The 18,848-nt window shown below is 34.9% G+C and carries 19 protein-coding genes; 5 read left to right on the top strand and 14 right to left on the bottom strand.

Annotated elements, in window-relative coordinates:
- Positions 1-2 precede the first annotated feature (2 nt).
- Together hemH and H3T44_RS05675 are read left to right on the top strand one after the other, a co-directional pair.
- Entirely contained in the window at positions 3-1,004 is a 1,002-nt protein-coding gene (gene hemH / locus H3T44_RS05680) for a ferrochelatase (protein ID WP_198196511.1), read from the top strand.
- 63 nt (positions 1,005-1,067) lie between these two features.
- Positions 1,068-1,469, top strand: a complete 402-nt coding sequence (locus H3T44_RS05675) for a POTRA domain-containing protein (protein ID WP_155571717.1) — start codon at positions 1,068-1,070, stop codon at positions 1,467-1,469.
- Between the two features lie 2 nt (positions 1,470-1,471).
- Here H3T44_RS05675 and H3T44_RS05670 read toward each other — a convergent pair whose 3' ends face one another.
- Positions 1,472-1,621, bottom strand: coding sequence for a hypothetical protein (locus H3T44_RS05670; RefSeq protein ID WP_155580137.1), 150 nt, complete (start codon positions 1,619-1,621; stop codon positions 1,472-1,474).
- 56 nt (positions 1,622-1,677) lie between these two features.
- Here H3T44_RS05670 and H3T44_RS05665 point away from each other — a divergent pair, with 56 nt between their 5' ends.
- Positions 1,678-2,001 (top strand): multidrug efflux SMR transporter, encoded by a 324-nt coding sequence (locus tag H3T44_RS05665; RefSeq protein WP_198196510.1) that lies wholly within the window; start codon positions 1,678-1,680, stop codon positions 1,999-2,001.
- A 59-nt stretch (positions 2,002-2,060) separates the two neighbouring features.
- Here H3T44_RS05665 and H3T44_RS05660 read toward each other — a convergent pair whose 3' ends face one another.
- The 5 genes from H3T44_RS05660 to H3T44_RS05640 form a co-directional block, all read right to left on the bottom strand.
- The gene (locus tag H3T44_RS05660) at positions 2,061-3,056 is read right to left on the bottom strand and encodes an aldo/keto reductase (RefSeq protein WP_110438664.1); all 996 of its coding nucleotides are present in this window, start codon (positions 3,054-3,056) and stop codon (positions 2,061-2,063) included.
- Positions 3,057-3,253: 197 nt separating this feature from the next.
- Entirely contained in the window at positions 3,254-4,336 is a 1,083-nt protein-coding gene (locus H3T44_RS05655) for an AI-2E family transporter (protein ID WP_155571718.1), read from the bottom strand.
- Positions 4,337-4,426: 90 nt separating this feature from the next.
- Positions 4,427-5,236 carry an ABC transporter ATP-binding protein gene (locus H3T44_RS05650; RefSeq protein WP_198184739.1) on the bottom strand — a complete coding sequence of 270 codons (810 nt, stop codon included), beginning with the start codon at positions 5,234-5,236 and terminating at the stop codon, positions 4,427-4,429.
- A 10-nt stretch (positions 5,237-5,246) separates the two neighbouring features.
- On the bottom strand, positions 5,247-6,359 hold the full coding sequence (locus tag H3T44_RS05645) for a glycosyltransferase 61 family protein (protein ID WP_198196508.1): 1,113 nt from the start codon (positions 6,357-6,359) through the stop codon (positions 5,247-5,249).
- A gap of 43 nt (positions 6,360-6,402) precedes the next feature.
- Complete coding sequence (locus tag H3T44_RS05640; RefSeq protein ID WP_198196507.1) at positions 6,403-7,230, bottom strand: ABC transporter permease; 828 nt, start codon at positions 7,228-7,230, stop codon at positions 6,403-6,405.
- A gap of 312 nt (positions 7,231-7,542) precedes the next feature.
- Here H3T44_RS05640 and H3T44_RS05635 point away from each other — a divergent pair, with 312 nt between their 5' ends.
- Positions 7,543-9,075, top strand: coding sequence for a lytic transglycosylase domain-containing protein (locus tag H3T44_RS05635; RefSeq protein WP_232347522.1), 1,533 nt, complete (start codon positions 7,543-7,545; stop codon positions 9,073-9,075).
- 905 nt (positions 9,076-9,980) lie between these two features.
- Here H3T44_RS05635 and H3T44_RS05630 read toward each other — a convergent pair.
- From H3T44_RS05630 to H3T44_RS05600, 7 genes are all read right to left on the bottom strand, one after another.
- Positions 9,981-10,238, bottom strand: a complete 258-nt coding sequence (locus H3T44_RS05630; RefSeq protein WP_198196506.1) for a hypothetical protein — start codon at positions 10,236-10,238, stop codon at positions 9,981-9,983.
- Between the two features lie 65 nt (positions 10,239-10,303).
- Positions 10,304-10,960 (bottom strand): oxygen-insensitive NAD(P)H nitroreductase, encoded by a 657-nt coding sequence (gene nfsB / locus H3T44_RS05625; RefSeq protein ID WP_198196505.1) that lies wholly within the window; start codon positions 10,958-10,960, stop codon positions 10,304-10,306.
- 673 nt (positions 10,961-11,633) lie between these two features.
- Complete coding sequence (locus H3T44_RS05620; protein WP_198196504.1) at positions 11,634-11,885, bottom strand: hypothetical protein; 252 nt, start codon at positions 11,883-11,885, stop codon at positions 11,634-11,636.
- A 142-nt stretch (positions 11,886-12,027) separates the two neighbouring features.
- Positions 12,028-12,732 (bottom strand): SDR family oxidoreductase, encoded by a 705-nt coding sequence (locus H3T44_RS05615; RefSeq protein WP_198196503.1) that lies wholly within the window; start codon positions 12,730-12,732, stop codon positions 12,028-12,030.
- Between the two features lie 10 nt (positions 12,733-12,742).
- Entirely contained in the window at positions 12,743-14,221 is a 1,479-nt protein-coding gene (gene purF, locus H3T44_RS05610; protein ID WP_198196502.1) for an amidophosphoribosyltransferase, read from the bottom strand.
- A 57-nt stretch (positions 14,222-14,278) separates the two neighbouring features.
- Entirely contained in the window at positions 14,279-14,944 is a 666-nt protein-coding gene (locus tag H3T44_RS05605) for a CvpA family protein (RefSeq protein WP_155568974.1), read from the bottom strand.
- 202 nt (positions 14,945-15,146) lie between these two features.
- The gene (locus H3T44_RS05600; protein WP_110438675.1) at positions 15,147-16,880 is read right to left on the bottom strand and encodes a Na/Pi cotransporter family protein; all 1,734 of its coding nucleotides are present in this window, start codon (positions 16,878-16,880) and stop codon (positions 15,147-15,149) included.
- Between the two features lie 339 nt (positions 16,881-17,219).
- Between H3T44_RS05600 and H3T44_RS05595 the strand changes: the two genes are divergently transcribed.
- Entirely contained in the window at positions 17,220-17,429 is a 210-nt protein-coding gene (locus tag H3T44_RS05595; protein WP_122123259.1) for a hypothetical protein, read from the top strand.
- Positions 17,430-17,653: 224 nt separating this feature from the next.
- Here the strand turns inward: H3T44_RS05595 and H3T44_RS05590 are convergent, their stop codons facing one another.
- Positions 17,654-18,811: a polysaccharide pyruvyl transferase family protein gene (locus H3T44_RS05590; RefSeq protein ID WP_110438677.1), complete on the bottom strand. Its 1,158-nt coding sequence runs from the start codon at positions 18,809-18,811 to the stop codon at positions 17,654-17,656.
- Positions 18,812-18,848: the final 37 nt, after the last annotated feature.

The raw sequence follows: 18,848 nt of genomic DNA, 5'->3' as shown, positions 1-18,848 counted from the left end.
ATATGCAAACTGTCGTAAGCCCGAAAAAAATTGGGATTTTATTGGTAAATCTGGGAACACCGGAAGCAGCGTCTTATGGCGCAATACGACGTTATTTATCAGAGTTTCTCTCGGATCGACGTGTTATAGAAATGAATCCTTTGATTTGGCAACCTATTTTACAGGGGATCATTCTAACAGTTCGACCATTCCGGATTGTAAAACCTTATCGAATGATTTGGGATAACCAAGAAAATAAAAGTCCATTAAGTGTGATTACAGAACGTCAAATTCAAAAGTTGCAATCACGGTTCAAGAACAAACCTGTATTAATTGATTGGGCAATGTCATATGGAAAACCATCCATTGAGCAAAAAATCAGTCATTTCTTAAAAAAACAATTTTATCATTTATTTCTCTTGCCCTTATACCCGCAATATAGTGCGACAACCACGGCAAGTGTCAATGATAAGCTATTTAGAATTTTGCAGAAATATCGCAAACAACCTGCAATACGCACGATGTTTTCGTTTGCGGATCATCCGGTTTATGTTCAAGCTTTATATAAACAAATTGAAATGACCTTAAACTCATTATCCGAACAACCAGAACGTATAATTTTATCTTTTCATGGTCTGCCGCAAACCTATGTCGATAGAGGGGACCCCTATGAACAGGAATGTCAAAAGACCGCCACGGCATTGCGAAAAATGATGAATAAAGATGAGCGGTATATGCCGTTGGTTTATCAGTCCCGTTTTGGGCCCGGCAAGTGGCTAGAACCTAATATCACTGATGTTATTAAAAAACTCGTCACGGAAGGTGTAAGAAATATAGCGGTCATGGCGCCGGGTTTTATAACAGATTGTCTTGAGACAATTGAAGAAATCGGTCATCAATATAAAGCTTTATTTTTAAAAGAAGGAGGTAAAAAATTCATTTATATTCCCTGTCTAAACGATGGGGAAATAGGAATTGATATGCTTGAGGGCTTGATTAATGAAGAATTGCGGGGGTGGATTTAAATATCTGATTATTTTGATGAAATATTGAAATAAATGATTTTAGCTTAAGGAATGAGAAAGATTATGCAAAATATATATAGAATACACAATAAATTTTATTATTTGTTTATTATAGGTTTCAGTTTTATTTTACCATCAACAAATGTTTCGGCTTTGGTTGAGCATCAGAAAACCTCTATAAAAACTATTTCTTCAATTGTATCTCACCCTGACAAATCAGATAACGACAATCCTGTTATAGATTCAATTTTATTAACCGGAAATAAAAAAATAAGTTCTGAAAAATTATTACATGTTATTCCACTTCATCAAAGAAGTAATGTAAATGAAACAAAAATAATGCAATCAATGTTTAAAATTGCGAAAGAATATAAAAAAGCAAATATAAAAGTAACAATAACCCCAATTATTGGTAAGGTTATTAATAATCATACATCTATTCAATTTGATATTCACGAAAAATAATATTAAAATTGATTGAATTCATTTGTATCTTGGGAAATTCGTTCTTCAATTGTTTTTTTGGTTTTTAATGTGGAGCCGATAATTTTCAATATAAATAAAATCAACAGGCCAATGATAATGTCAATAATAATCATAGTGCCAAAAATACCCATAATCTTCCTCCTTTAAAAATTCTAATTTATTATATGTTGAAATGGTTTGATTGTTAATGCCTTATTTATATTTAACAATGGCTATCTGTATTGAAATTATTGCGACAAGCAGTTTAAAAGCATCAAATGGTTTTACAAATTTGGGATTTACGATTGTTTCCCTGATAGGATATGCCATATCATTTTATTCATTATCGATCGCATTAAGGATCATTCCTGTTGGAATAGCCTATGCAATTTGGTCTGGGGTGGGAACAGTAGGAATTTGCATGATTGGATGGGTGATTTACCAACAAAAATTAACTATGATTTCAATTATGGGAATATTATTTATAATTATAGGAGTTTTGATTATTAATTTAGGACAAAATTCTCATTAGGAATTAATTGGAAGCGTTGATTCCATTTAATGATTATAGAATAAACGCCCCAATTTATTTTATCGGCTTGGTGGAGCCATAAAAGAAGGTTCTATATTTTTCTTAATATGTTTGGCAAGAATTTCATCAAGTTCTTTATAGTCCTCTTTTGTCAATTGCCAGCCTAAAGCATCTTGAACACCATTTATCTGTTGGGGTTTTCTGGCTCCCCAAAGTGCAATATTGCCTTTATAACGATCAATGACCCAGCGAACAGCCAAGGCTAGCAAACTTTTATTGTAGTTTTTTTGTGCATATTCTTCCAGATCTCTAGTCGCTGCCAAATAATGTTCGAAAAGGGGTGGTTGAAATTTAGGATCAGATTTTCTCAAATCATCCCCCGTGAATTTAGTATCTTTGTTCATTTTTCCACTTAACAAGCCACGGCAAATTGAACCGTAACAAAGGGTGGCTAATTTATGTTTTTCTGCGCAAGGAAGAATATCATTCTCGATACTTCTTTCGAACATGTTATATGGAGGTTGAATAGCGGCCAAATCGGCATATTGGCTGAATTCTTCAATTTGTTTGGTTGAAAAATTGCTGACACCGATTGCTTTGATCTTGCCCTCTTTTCTCAATTTTTCCATAGCCTGTGCCGTTTCTTTAATCGGGGTTTTATCATCTGGCCAATGAATTTGATAAAGGTCAATATAGTCTGTATTCAGTCTGCGTAAAGAATCCTCAATTTCTTTTTGGATACGTTTTGGGCTGGAATCTCTAAACATTTTACCAGAATTATCCCAATTTAATCCGACTTTAGTGGCCAGTACAATATTATCTCTTTTCCCTTTTAAGGCTTTACCTACGACTTCTTCTGCATGGCCAAAACCATAAACTGGCGCTGTATCAATCATATTGATACCATTGTCTAGTGCTGCATGAATGGTTTTGATAGCATTGTCGTCATCGGGTCCTCCCCATGATGATCCGCCGATTGCCCATGTTCCTAGAGCAATTCGAACGATTGTTTTATCAATATTGTGGATTTTGATTGTGTCATGTTGATTAGTCATGATCCCTCCTTATAAGACTTAAATATTAATATCAATAATAAGTTTATCATGATTTATATTTTGCGCGTAATTATTATTTAAATATTAGTAGTAAAGATATTAATATTTAATTTTTCATTAATCAATATAAATGAATATTTAGTAATAATAGTAGTAAATAAAATTTTTATTTGTGTTTCTACAGTTTTATTATTGAATCATTCAATGGGGGGCAGTTCTTCATCTGATTTCAGTTTCGGAGTACTGGCATCCATAATGGCTAGTATTGCAGCTGTCAGAGGTGAAGCAAGGATCAGTCCTGGCATGCCTAAAATTGTACCAAAAACAGTTTGAGATAAGATAGTGATAGCAGGAGGCATTTTTACAGTATGTTTTTGGATAAGAGGTGATAAGACATTTCCTTCTAAAAACTGGATGATACAATATAAGATTATGACTAATATACCTTCTTTATTACCTTGAGAAAAACCAATTAAAACAGCAGGAACAGCCCCTATGATTGCTCCGATATAAGGGATAAAATTCGCCATGCCGGCAACAAAACCCAATGCAAGGGCCAAGGGTACCCCAATAATGCTTAAACCAATGAAAGAGCAAATCCCGACGACTAGCATGTCCAGAGATTGTCCAGCTGTCCAGGACCATAAGGCATGTCCGCCAACCATTAATAATTTACGGATTTTTGGACGTTGACGACCTGGGAAAAGACGGAGTAGGCCATTACCGTATAAATTTGGTGAGGCAGCAAAATATAAACCCGCTATGAATACAACAAATATGGTGCCAAGAACCCCAAATACAGATGTAATAAAACCGGTCATTGAACCTGCAATTCTAGAGCCAAGGGTAAAATGAGCATTACTATTATTAGAACCCCCACCAATAGAATTGGGAAGATAATTCATAATCATGTCCCCCAAAGGATTATTATGCAAACGATCCCTGAAAGTCCCGACTTGAGTTCCAAGAGCATGTTTTAATTTGATAATTTGTTCATTAATCTGCGGTCCGCTGGTTAGGATGACTGCACTAATAATGCCAACAATTAAAATTAAAACTATGGTCAGAGCTAGCCAGTGGGGAAGATGTGTATGTTTGCGAACGATCGTTGCAAGTCCCTTCAGAATTATGGCGGTTAGTGTTGCCGCAAAAATAATCATCATCAAATCGCCAATAAGCCAGACTGCTATAACCCCTACGGTCAACAAGATGACAATTTGAAGAAGAGAATAGAGCTGTTCCTGTTGGGTTGGTTGTTCTGAATTAGAATTAGGAGACATTTTATTATATATTTATAATATTATGAATATGATCCATCATGCGATGATTGTTGTGATAATTCAATAGTTAAATAATATCATGTTGAGTTTTTAGAAAGAATTTTCACGCATGCTTTTTTCATAATGGCTGACTGTCTCTTCCACTGATCCGTCAGCGTATATTTCTCCAGCTTTTAGCCATATTACACGGGTACACCATTGCCTAATGATTGGCATGGAATGTGTTGTTAAAACAACAATTTCTGCCTTATTGATTATATTTTCTAATCGTTGTCTTGCTTTACCCTGAAAATTATTATCTCCAGCCATAAACCATTCATCCATGAGCAAAATATCTGGGGTTACAGATGTTGCCAGACCAAAGCTTAATCGCATCATCATACCTGCAGAATATGTCTTGATTGGCAAATCGAGAAATTCATGTAATTGTGCGAATTCCTCAACATCTTTTTCCAGGGCTTTGATCTGCTCATTATTGTATTTAAGACGTTTACCCCTTAAATAAATATTTTCTCTACCAGAGAGGATACGGTTCATGCCAGCATTCGTATCCAATAAAGATTCTATTTTACCGTTAGTAATGATTTTTCCAGAATTGGGTTCGTATATTCCAGTGATTGCACGAAGCAGGGTTGATTTTCCTGCCCCGTTGTGGCCGATCAATCCAATACGCTCTCCCGCTTTTATTGATAGATTGATATTTCGCAATGCTTGAACTGTTATACGGTTAGTATTGTCAACCAGAATATCAGCACCTGTTTTCTGGTTTAAGGGTTGTTGTTTAGAGATGAACTTTCCTGCCTTAGCAAATAATGTTTTTTTTAAGGAACGATGATTGCTATGATAAAGAGGGAATTGTAATGAAAGTTCCTCTAATTTTATAAAACTTGATTGATTCATTGATTGGATTTTATAACGCTCTTACATTACGAACAGTATTTTTAAAAAATTCTATATTGATATTATCTTTTAGCATGTCAATAAAGCAGTAGTTGATATTGTTTGTGGAGGCTATTAAAAAAGGCCAACATGATATGCTGGATTTATTTTTATTAAAAGAGGTCAATTCCAATAAGGTTGTGTCTTTTTGACAGAAATATAGATTAATCAGTTCAGGACAATGTGGAGCTATGATAAATTCAGCCTGTGAAAAAAGTGCGATTTGTGATTCCCAGTCCATATTCTCTAAATGGATAATGGGTAAATTCAATTCATTACAAGCCTGGGTCAAGATTGATTGAATATTATCAGAAAAACAGGATTGATTTTTCTGATTTGTTGCAATTAAGAAATTTGTGGGAAGGTTATTTTTATATCGGGAATTTTTGTTAATGAAATTGAAGATTTTTCTAGTGTCATGAAAATTGAAATAATCGTAAGGATAATGACTGTTTGGATGGAATAATGCTAGTTTTTTCGCTTTATATATACCGTCCTTCAAAAATATTGTACGAGAGTTTAGCTTAGCTTTTTCTAATGTGTTATCATATAATTCACGAGATATTGAATTACCAATGAATAGATTATTGTTTCTATATTCAGGAATGGCAATTTTCATTGTTGTAGGTGTATATAAATTTGCCAGATAAGATTTTGACAGACAATATCCCATCCAGTGGTCGTATTGCATCCATTTGGGATCAAAAGCGAGAAAAATTTCTTCTAATAATTGTGCATCATTCAAATTAATCTCTATTTGATCTAAAGACTGATTTTTACAAAAATGAAGAGTTTCATCAATTAATTGTAGATCATTTGTTATAACTACACCATCGAATCCCTCTTGAACAATAAAATAAGCATTTTCAAGAATTGATAAAAAGAGATTTCCTTCAGGGTTATAGGTTAGAATATCATTTAAATTGTTATTGTGCGGATCAATCTCAAATCCTAAATCATTTAAATTTTGCCCTTCGTAAGCCGGGATCAAGGGATGACGCAAACGTTTTGAATGATTAACTGAGCTTTTCAATACGCCAGGCGGGCGAAAAGTAAAAATAGAACAATTTTCCTTAATATTCATGGTTCAATCGCTTTGTATATCTTATAAATAAATAGTTTAAATTTTATATCCAAAAAGCCAGCCTTGTTTTCGACCGTATAAACATTATCCAAGCAAGTCCCCATAATACAAAACTATAAACTAAAGCACTTAGATAAACAGAAATGGTAGGGATTTCACCTAGAATAGGTCCCTTGATGATCTGCATTGTGCTAAATATTGGATTAATTAAAAGTAAATATTGATGTTTGTGAATTTGATATGGCATCCACATGATCGGGGTGATGTAATAAACAATTTGTATAAGACTGTTGATTATTTGAGGAATGTCTCGAAAACGCGCACAAATACAACCTAGAAAAATACTGATGGCAAGACTATTGATAATCCAAATAATAAATCCTGGTATGGATAATAATATAATCATACCAGGCCATTTATTGTAATAAAGAATTACAAGAAAGGGAGTAATGCAGTTTAAAATGGTAATCAGGAAATTCCTGACAACAGTACGGATCGCTTGCAGGAAAAAGGGAAGTTTAAGTGAATGAATGAAAGTGTCGGTTTGTAGAAAACATTGACATGCATCAACAATCATATTGGCAATACCGTTTTGCCAAAAAATAAAAGAGATTGAAAGATAAGGGAGATAGGTTTCCGTATGGATTTTAAACAGAGAACCGTAAATGAGACCAATTGCCAACATCATCGTCGCTGATGAGAATGTCATCCATATAGGTCCTAAAAGGGAACCTTTATAACGTAATTTGATATCTAGCCATGCCATTGAATAAGCTAGTTTCCACAATTTTAAACTTTCTTTAATATCGATCCAACATTGTAGATGTCGATAATAAAAATTCTGATTACTGGTTCGTATTTGCGTGGACATTTTAAAGATTAGACATCAATTCTTGTTGAAACAAAATATTTAGTCATGGTTTATCATAAAGAATAAAATATACACAAATCATTCTTCAAAAAATGACGGGGATTTTTTTTATTCTTATACTTTTAATAATAAGTTTTCTTACTCTATTGTAAAGAAATGCTTTATAATGTACATCTTAGATAGAATTCTTAAAGTGTTTATCTGATTCGTACAAGTCTTTGCAATCCGAACAGCTTCGTAAGATAACACTGAAAAAAATGGATTTATTTGGAAATAAATTCTTTATGGAATGTAGATAAGGGTAAAGGTATAATGAAGCGATCAGAAGATTTTACAGGATCTGGCGAAAAACTCAAATCTGGTTCAATGAAGTTTATTATTTCCAGACAAAACGAAAAACAACTTCATGATAAATCTCTTTATTTATCCATGGTTCGTTTTGGTGTGCTCGGATGTATTATTGGAATGTTGGCTGCATGTGCAAACAATGCACCCCGTCAGCAACAAATACCTATTGCTCAGGAAGTTGCGCATTATAAAGCGAATGCCCGTTCTTACTATACTCCACCAGGGCCTCCAGAGGATCCATGGGGGCCATATATTCGGGAGGCATCTGCTCGGTTTGATGTGCCTGAAATATGGATTCGGGCAGTTATGCAGCAGGAGTCTGGTGGAAGTTTATACCATAATGGGCAACTGGTAACTTCCGGTCCCGGTGCGATGGGGTTGATGCAGTTAATGCCCCCAACATATGATGAAATGAAAATTGCTTATAATCTAGGTGATGATGCTTATGATCCTCATGATAATATCATGGCTGGAACGGCATATATTCGTCAAATGTATGATATTTATGGCTCTCCAGGTTTTTTGGCTGCATATAATGGGGGGCCTGGCAGATTGGATGATTTCTTAACACATAATCGTACATTACCTTTGGAAACCCGACGGTATGTTGCCTCAATTGGCCCTCAAATTCAGGGTATAAAACCAAACCGACAATCGCAAGCTGATTTGATGGTAGAGGGTCATGAAAATGGTATGGGTGTCAGTGCAGTTCAATATGCTGCGGCAACGCAAGCCGGATTTCAAAGAATGGCATTATCGCCTCAAGCTCAGGCAGTGCAGAATGCATGGCAAAATCGCCAGACGACAGAAACGCTTAATCAGGCCAGTCTTAATGGGACAAGCTCTGCAACAACTGATAGTTTGAACAGGCAAAGTTTACAAGGAGCGGGCTCAGCAGCGACACAAGTTGCTATGGCATCACCATTGCCTTCACAGCCTGCTGTATCAACCTATCCAGTTAAATGGAAGAATTTTGACACTCATCCAGTTGCTTCTTCAACTGCACCATCAGTCGTTACGCGTCAAGATGTTAAATCAGCATGGTTGGCTAGGGGATATCAATCAACCCAGGCACCAGCAATGCAATCGCGTCCAATGCCTGTTCAGGTTGCATCAGCTCCGGCAGCTTTGCCATCAAGATCAGAACGGAAACAATATTATAGACCCATTTCCTACCAATTTCCAGCTGCAGTGGCTACTGTAAATTATAATCGTAAAAGAGGTATGGATTTAACTAAAAAAGAAAATGAGTCATCATTATCAGGGAACTGGGGAATTCAGGTCGGAGCTTTTGCTTCATCAAGTCAGGCGAAAAATGCTATTGGTATTGCAAAAAATCGAGCTTCTCTTTTTTCAGGTAAACAACAGGTACAAGTCGTTCAAAAAGGTAAAAGCAAGATATATCGCGCTAGGGTGACAGGATTAAGTTTAAATGCCGCCCAGATGGCCTGTAAAAAACTAACTGCTTGCATCATGGTAAAACCATCCAATAGTTAATGATTCTAAAATTTAATTCATTAGCTAATATTAAAAGCGTGCCAAATAATTATATGTCTAGTTCGCTTTTATTAAAAATTAAATTGTGAATATCTGCAATTTGGGTTCAGTTATTGCCCGAAAAAATTGAAGGTCTGTTATAATCTTACGGTTCAACTGTTCTACTGCAATTCATGATCAGTATGGATTATGCATAATTGTTCTTCCAATTGCAATGGTATCAGCTTGTATGACTTGCCAAAATAGTTTTGGCTTTCAATGGAAAGGATATTACAACAACAGTAATAGTTGTAATGTCTGTTTGTTGCTTTATTTTCTCTGCAAAAAAAGCTTAAAACCTGGTTGGCAGGAATCAGCAGACCAAGGTCAAGATTGCATATGAAACGTGAATAACAGCAAAACCTAGTTTTTCCGATTTCTTGCAGAACAAGATGGATTCTTACAGATTTTATCCGATTTTGACTTAATCAATAGCGGAAATTTTTGCCCAAACAAGAATGTTGGTAGAAATTTCTTTCTTAAGGCTTAATAAACCTTTAAAGGGAAATGTATGTGGTTAAGTGAGTTTTTTTATATTAATCTGATCTGAGATTAGATGGTAGAAAAAGAAAAGCATGAAGTAATATTCATTAACCATATGAATGTCGATGTCATTCAAACCGATTATTTTTTCGTTGCTAATTAATTAATAAAATCCAGATTTGTTTTTTTGATTACCCCTTGATGGTCGTTCTCGTTGGCACAGGAGAAACCAGAAAAAATGGCTGAAGGAACAGTGGTTTGCCAGCCATATAGGTCAAGATGGAAGAATAGGATGCATATCTTTGATTATGGGTTTTCCATGGAATATGAGTTGAAACTTTTCAATCAGCATAGACCAGTTGAATGGCGACTGACATTGATGATTAACGACGTATACAGAAATCAAGTTCATTTTTAGCTTGTTTTGCTTCTTCAGGCAATAATTCGACACAGTGAGGAGAAGTTTGTCTTTTAAGTGAAACAGCTGTTGCCTTGATAATTAAAAAATCAGTTCCAGATTTAATATACTGCCAATATGAACAAGATGCCAATCTGTTTTTTTCAACATTGGCACTATATTGGCATAATGACGGTATGATAATACGGTTTTCCAGAGATAGGAAACCGATTTTATGGTTCAAAAAGGTGAATCAATAACCTATTATTGTTACACAATATTGTAATCGTTAAAAATCAGTTATCCTGATTAACAGAATGTAAAGAGTTCCTCTTTGGGGAAACGTGATTTAGGTTGTTTGGCGTTATAATCAGTTTTATCATGATAACCCAAAGTAATTACAAGAATACTTGTAAATCCTTTTTCTTTTAGGTGGAATTCTTTGTCTAAAATATCTGCATCAAATCCTTCAATGGGACTAGCATCTATATTTGCTAACGAGGCACCTAGTAATAAGTTTCCAAGAGCAATATAACCTTGTTTTGCTGTCCAATTGGGAAGATCCTTTAGAATTTTTTTATGCAGATTCATATATCCGATATAAAGATTGATAAATTCTTCCTTGTTTAAATTTGGGTTATGACGGCCATCCTTAATTTCTTGTTCAATAATTTTGCGAATATAGGCTTCATCCATATCTGTTTTTGAACAAATAACAATTGTATGTGAAGCACGGTCAACCTTGTGTTTATTATAAAGGAATTCTTCCCTTACCATTGATGAGGCAACGCGCTTAATACCATTTTCCGTGGAAGCGACAATGAAGTGATAAGGTTGTGAATTAATTGAAGTAGGTGTGTAGCGTAAAAGGTCAACTAACTGATTTATAATATGATCAGGAATTTTTTTTGTTGGATCATATCTTTTAGCGGTAAAGCGACGGAGTGCAAATTTTTCGATATCCATGATTATCCTTACGTTAATAATTCATAATAAAATTATATACATGTAAAAAATGTATAATAAATTAATATATGCCTATAATCGTAAAATGAATGGAAAAAGAGATCAACCTTAAAATGGTCGGTTTATATTACGATTATTTAAAAGTGATAAAGAATTATGTAGTTACAGCCCGTATAATGATAGATAAGATATACATGCAATTCAATTCTTTAATTATTAATTAATTTACAACTCTAAGCTTGTATTGAGTGTTTCATGAAATGTTTTATTAATATAGAAATTTGTACTATAAAAATTAACTTACCAATTTAAACATGTTATTTTTTAAAAATGTATTTTTTCAAATTTTTTGTGTCCATTTATGAGAGTCAACAACATTTTAATTTTTCATAGTAAATAGATGAATAATTTGAAGATTAGGCAGTGTATTTAGATAAGATTTATAGCCATTGATGCTATTACTTAAATAGCAAATATGCGGGTTTAAGGTTTTGCTAAATTATAGATTTTATTTGGATGAATGCTATTGAAGCATCAATGCATAATTTTATTATAAGGATGAAAATATTATAGATATCCGGGGGAAAATTTTGTAACAAAAAAAGGTAGGATTTTACGGTTATTTTGTATAGTGGTATTATCTCAAAATATTTTATTAAATTTTAATAAGATATCAGTTAAAAAGGTTTTGACACTTAATTTTATTAAATAGAATTGATAGCGTAATAATCAGCAAGGTAAATAAATTTATCGAGGTTAGAGAGGAAAGATGCGATAATTTTATAGGAATGGGACCTGTAGTAACAGATTGAGGTCCATAGGTTAAAAGGGTAAGGGCATAAAAATCAATAGTGAGAATATAAATTGTCCAAGCGATAATACTGCTAAACAAGATACCATAAATGATACGGTTAAATTTTAACATGCTTCCTTCCTCCTTTCACAGGATATAATTTTTTTCATTCGTAATATCCCATTATTTCAAGTAGGTTTATTATTATATTGAAAATTATAAAAAAAATCAATTTAATAAAGTGGTTATATCAATTAATTTTGACTTATTAACGTTATGGATTTTGTTTTTTTAGTAAAAAAGCAAGAATTATTTTTGCCGTTTTTTCTGGCGAATTAAGCTTATCTTTATCTTCCGCAGGAAAAAAGGATTGCCTCAATAAGGTTTTGGTTGGTGGAGGGGTAATGGTTTGAACATGAACTGTAGAGATATCCTTTATTTCTTCTTTCCAACAATTTATAAGATTTTGAATAGCTGCCTGAACAGAGGTGACTGATCCCCAAAATGCACCGGGTTTCGTTATCCCCTGAAGAAAAAGAGCTTGAGAATTTGGTGTGGCGCATAACAAGGGGGACAAAGTTCGAACAAGTTTCATACAGCTTGTAAGATTGATGGAAATATTTTTTGACCAGTCTTGATCCGTTATTTGGTCAACAGGTGTAAGTGGCGTGTAATGAAAGGCTGCATGAATGAAAATATCAAGTTGATGGAATTGCTGGGCAATGGAAGGGCCAATATTATCAATTGTTGTATCGAATGGATTTTTGGGTTGCAAATCAAATGGAAATAAGGTGGCCTTACCACCTTTTTGGCGGATTATATTATCTGTCTGTATTAATCCTCCCTGCGTTCTTGCGCTGAGAACGCAGTGTGCACCAGCCTCGGCCAATGCTATGGCACAAGCCTGACCTATGCCACGACTTGCACCAGTAATGAAAGCCACCTTGTTTTTAAAAGGGAGAGTAACTAAGGATGACATGACAGTTTCATTATTTATTTTGTGTTAGGTTCATGTCATGATCTGTAAGTTGAATAGGATAGTCTCCTGTAAAACATGCATCACAATATTGCGGCTTTTCGTTATTTCTTTCCTTTTCTTCCAGAGCTTTGTATAACCCATTGCATGAAATGAATCCCAGTGAATCTGCCCCAATCAATTTGCACATTTCATCAATATCATGTGTGTGTGCCAGTAGTTTTTCTTTTGATGGAGTATCAATTCCGTAATAACAGGAAAACCGTGTGGGGGGAGAGGCAATACGCAGATGAACTTCGGCTGCTCCTGCAGCTCTGACCATTTCAACGATTTTTTTGGATGTTGTTCCACGGACGATGGAATCATCAATTAAAATGACGCGTTTGTCTTTTAAAATTGAACCGTTTGTGGAGTGTTTGAGTTTTACTCCAAGATTACGGATTTGATCAGTCGGTTCAATAAAAGTCCTTCCTATATAATGACTACGGATTATGCCTAACTCAAATGGAATATTGCTGGCTTTTGCATAGCCGAGCGCAGCAGGCACACCGGAATCGGGAACAGGAACAACAATATCTGCCTCAACGGGATTTTCAAGCGCGAGTTCGGCTCCAATTTTTTGACGTGCTATATATACGGATTTATTTTCAATAATGGAATCTGGACGGGCAAAATAAACATATTCGAAAATGCAAAAGCGATGAGAAATATTATGAAAAGGTTTAATGGAACGGATACACTCATCATTAATGATGATGACTTCACCAGGCTCGATATCACGGACAAATTCCGCGCCCATGCTGGAAAGTGCACAGGTTTCACTGGCAACAACCCAGCATTCTTTTTCCTTATTCTGGTTGAGTTTGCCGAGTATCAGGGGACGAACACCTAACGGATCACGAGCGGCAATTAACATATCCTTGGAAAGGGCCACCAGAGAATATGCACCCTGAACCTGTTTTAAGGCATCAATAAAGCGGTCAATAACATTGCTGTACAGGGAAATGGCAATCAAATGGATAAAGACTTCGCTGTCTGTACTGGATTGGAATAGGCATCCTCTGCGTACCAGGGATTGTCTAAGGAGTTGTGCATTGGTAAGATTTCCATTATGGGCAACAGCAAATCCACCAAATTCAAAATCACCATATAAAGGTTGTACATTACGAAGCTGCGTGGCACCTGTTGTAGCATAGCGATTGTGACCAATCGCAATTCCACCTGGTAATTTGGCGATAACCTGGGGATCGGCAAATACTTCACCGACCAGCCCCAAACCACGATGAATATGAAAATTTCCATCGTAAGTAACAATACCCGTCGCTTCCTGACCTCTATGTTGTAAGGCATGTAATCCCAATGCAGTCAATGATGCGGCATCCTGTGTTGTCCAGACGCCTACCACGCCACATTCCTCATGAAATTTATCATCTTCATGATCTGGGGATGTATGTATTGTTGAATAGGATATTGATTCGCTAGATTTATTCATCGCAATTCCGAAAATAAATGAATAGATAAGGGTTTTATGAGTTAAAAATGGCCAGGATTATTGTGAGGGAGCAATTGAGGAATATCCCCCCTCTGGTTGAACAGCAGAAGGCTCATCATTATGCGATTGATCTGTCGAAGAGGATTGATGAGATATTCCATTATGTAATCCAGTTCCGTCAGGTATTGATACTCTTGGTGTCTTTGTTTGGGGGACAACAACATCCCGTTGCATTGAGCTTGGGAGAAGATTATTAATCAGGACAGCTCCCTGATATATATAGGGAACCATTTGACTTTCTTGAAGAGGTTCAGGCCATTGTGCGGCAGGAAAAATTATTCCGCCAATCAGATAGAGAATGGCCAACCCTGCATATCCCTTAACCCCACCACATATTGCACCAAGTAATCTGTCCAGACGACCCAAAAGGGAGATTCGTGCAGAATTTTGACCGACAACGGCATTTGCCAGCGCATTAATGACAATACAGGTCAAGGCAAATATAACAATAAAAGAGGCAATATTTGCCAAATTTTCAGAGTTTACGTAAGGCGATAGCTTGGGGGCAAGATCGGGATACCAGCGATTGGCCAAGCTGGCTGCAATAATCCATCCAAATAGACCTATACATTCACGAGTAAACCCTCGCGTAAGACCGGATAAGGCACCAAGGATAATTACACCAAGACAAACAAGATCAATCCAGTTCATAGAATTAAGCACTTGATTAACTTATTCCCTTTAATAAGATTGTAAAGCGGTATTAGTAAATAAACAATTCATTTACCGCAATGGGTAAATAAAAAATATTTTTATAATTTTTAATTACAAAAAACAAATAACTGTAAATTGTTTGATAATCATAGATCTCAATTATGAAGGTGGTTGAACTATATCATAAATAGAAATTATTTTTTAGAGTTTTTCAATCACGGGTTAATATATTATCTTCACGTTGTAAAATCTTGATTGGATCATTGTCGTAATTTTCTGTATCCTCTTCAGGTTGCAGACGGCTGGGTAATAGCATTCCATTCTGATCCAGAACAGGGTAGGCGGCTGAAGCTACAACATGAGTGTTTGTACGTTTTAAATCACGGGCCAATTCAATCATGAATGAACCATACTGAATCTGGTTTTTTTTATCGTCTGTGCTTTGTCGAAGATTTTCATAATAGATAGCGATAACTTTGCTTTCAATTTCACGGAATATATCCTTCTCTTCGGCAAGTTTACGGGCAATATTCTCGTCTTCATTAATCAGCAAGGTTGCTGTTGTATGCAGATTTTTATGGATGCGTCGCATCATTTTTTGCAATGGATCCATCATGGGTTTTGGTAAAATGATTCTTTGTTTAACCATTTTCTGTACGGTTGAAAGAACATTCCTGTCTAGGACATCACCCGCATTGGCAATTTGTGTACAGAAGGTTAGGATTTTTTCCACCTGATTCAATTCATTTTGATTCAAAGCTTCGGGATCCAAACCGGTGACGTAACTTTGTATTGAGTTTGTTAATTTATCTAGCGTATTATCAAAACGTCGTGCGGCGCTGGCAATTTGAGGCGTTTGATTTTTAAAACTATCGTCAACACCATTCAGCATTTTTTCCAAAATATCACATAAACGCAATGATTCTCGGGTTGCATTGCCAAGGGCAAGAATAGGTGATTGTATGACGGATTTATCAAGATAGACTGGTTTTGAGGGATCCTGAACGGTTTCCTCTTTTGTGCGTGGAAATATTTTTTTTAGTAAATTGGCGTAGGGGGTTAGGAAAGGCAAGAATAGAAGTGCCGTTGCAATATTAAATAATGTGTGAAAATTGGCGATAGATCGGTTGATATCAGGATAGTAATATGTGAACCAATGGGTGAGTGGATGAATAAAGATAAAGACAATGGCCGCACCGATAACACGGTTTATTAAATTTCCCATAGGTAAACGTTTGGCAATCACGTTTTTTCCTGTTCCCTCTATCACGGGATTGAGAGCGGTACCGATATTGGCGCCCAAAACCATGATAAAGGCTGTTTCAGCAGGTATGACATTGTGAGAGGCGAAGGACGCTATTAGCAATACAACCGCCACGGAAGAATGCATAATCCAGGTCAGGATCATTGATAATAAAATTGTAATAAAAGGCATATCTGTAATGTTGCCCAATACTGTACGAAGCGCTGGTTGGTTGGTATAGGGATGAAGGATTACCAGAAATTGATGTAGGGAGATCAGAATCAGGCCTAATCCGATGAAGACGCGTCCAAAATCACGGATATGATTAAGACCCCGGCGAAACATGATGACGCCTACCAAAACAAAAAGAGGTGCGATACGGGACACGTCAAATGATAATAGCTGGACAATTAGGGTGGTTCCAACATTTGCCCCCAGCATAACCGCCAATGCAGAAGGTAGTCCGATTACCCCATTGGCGGCAAATCCAGTGATCATAAGTCCCGTTGCAGTTGAGGATTGCAAGATTGCAGTGATGCCTGCACCTGCGATAAAAGATTGGAATCTGTTTCGTAACATGGTTGACAGGAAATGATTTAACCGTGCGCCAAACGCTCGTTGCACACCGGTTTGAACCATATGAACACCCCATAAAAGCAGGGCGACACTACCAGCAAGATCAATTACAGTAACAAAATTCAAGGAATATCCTCTTTTAAAGTTTTAAGTTATTGAAGTTAGAAGAAAAAAGTTTTTTAAATAAAAAAAGTTATAAATTAAAATTATATAAATAATTGAAAAATTCCTTGTCAAAAGGTGAATATAGCATAATTTTACGCGCTTGAAATTAAACTTTCCAATTTAATTCTCGAAACTGTCGGATTTAAATTTTAAAAATATTACTGGTATCGGTTTTCGTTAATTGGGATATTTTGATAATATATTGATTTTTTTGATATTTTTCAGGAAGAAAATTGCTTTTTCATTATTTATATCATAAATTAAAACAATTACTATTTCCATATAAAGGAGAATATAAATATGTCAGTATCGGATCATGATTATATCAATTTTTCACAAGATGATGAATTGAATTATATTTTAAAAAAATATCATAAATCTCAAACACATGAAAATCGGGTTGAATTGAAAAAACTTGGTCAAGCCTATAAGGATGAAACAAGGTCAAAAATGCTAAAACATGTTGAGTTTTATCCTTATCTAGAAAAACACTTAGATAAATTAAGATAAACTGGGGTTGAGGATGATAAGGGATTAATTTTTAAATAGTAAAAGGTGATAAAGCCATCACTATGTTATTGTTATGTAAATTATAAATTATTCTAACCTTATCACAATGTTATTGAATATAAATATAAGATTTAAATTAATTATTTATTATTGTGAATTGAATAATTGATTATATTTTTTAATAAATACCGTTTTGCTAATTTTAAATTTTATTATGGAATGATTTATAACGGAAAACTATCAATAATTTGGTTCTTGGTGTTTTCGAGTTTATCAAAATAGCTTAAATCAAGTTGTCTTAATGGAATATGATTTAAATTTTTGAATAAAACGGGGTTATAAAAATTTATTTCTGTACGATGTATGCCTGCGAAATAATCAAAGAATTTCCATTTTCCTCCATCATGCAATTTATTATCCCACAACCAAATATTTGGGATATGATAGCTGTCTGCAATAACAAGTCCATGTAAACTGCTGGATGCAATATATTTGCAGGATTTTAGCTGGTCAATAAAAACGTTAATATCAGGATCGGTGATATCAATAAAAAGAGTATTGGGTGTATTTTGTAATATTTGCTCTACCCAACTCTTTTTATATTGACTGTGATGAACAATAAGACCCCAGTCATATTTTTTTTCTTTGTTGGGGTTATATATACGATCACATATTAATCCAGGATCCCCATAAGGTAATTTACATTTATGTGAAGTTAAGGATTCATGGGTCAATGGTCCACGTAATAAAGAAATCTTGAATAATTCAGTAGGTAATGAGGAAGGTGAAAGAGTTCCGCTCCCCCATACAGGATAAATTCTGTTTCTTGGTGTTGCCCAGTTTAAAATGCTGCCTATTCCGATTAAGTCTGTGTTTTTTAAATTGGTTCTACATATTATTTTTTTACTTAAATATCCAATAATATATAAATTTAGTTCATCACCTATATTTGTGAACTGTTTGTTGCGCCACCAATACAGATTAACAGAATTGTTCATTTTTTTGTTAACCAGAGTGTTGAATTGGTTTATATCAAATTTTATTTTATGTGCTTTTTGAAGCTTGAATTTCTTCCATTGTTTATTTTTTAGCTGTACAGTTTGAAATAATGTTTGATGATGATGTGTTGTAATGGGAATATTATAATAATAACAGTTTAATCGTCGGGAAATAAAAGAGTAATTTCCAGGAAATTGATGTTTTATAATAACATGATCAAACAGGTTTTTTTTATCATGGATGAATCCTGTTTTCATATCAGTTGTGGACAAATAAACAGGGTGGTGATTGTTTTTTTTCTGAACCATATAGAGGTGATGGTTTAGATAGCATAAAGAAGATTCTTCTTCAGTTCTGCAGATTATAAAATTTTTAAGTGACATAGTTAAAAAAGTTTTTAACCTAATTTAAATTTTGTCA

This window comes from Commensalibacter sp. M0355 (assembly GCF_016101365.1).
GTDB lineage: Bacteria > Pseudomonadota > Alphaproteobacteria > Acetobacterales > Acetobacteraceae > Commensalibacter > Commensalibacter melissae.
The sequence above is the reverse complement of the archived record's forward strand: the minus strand, read 5'-3'. Positions and strand labels throughout refer to the sequence as shown.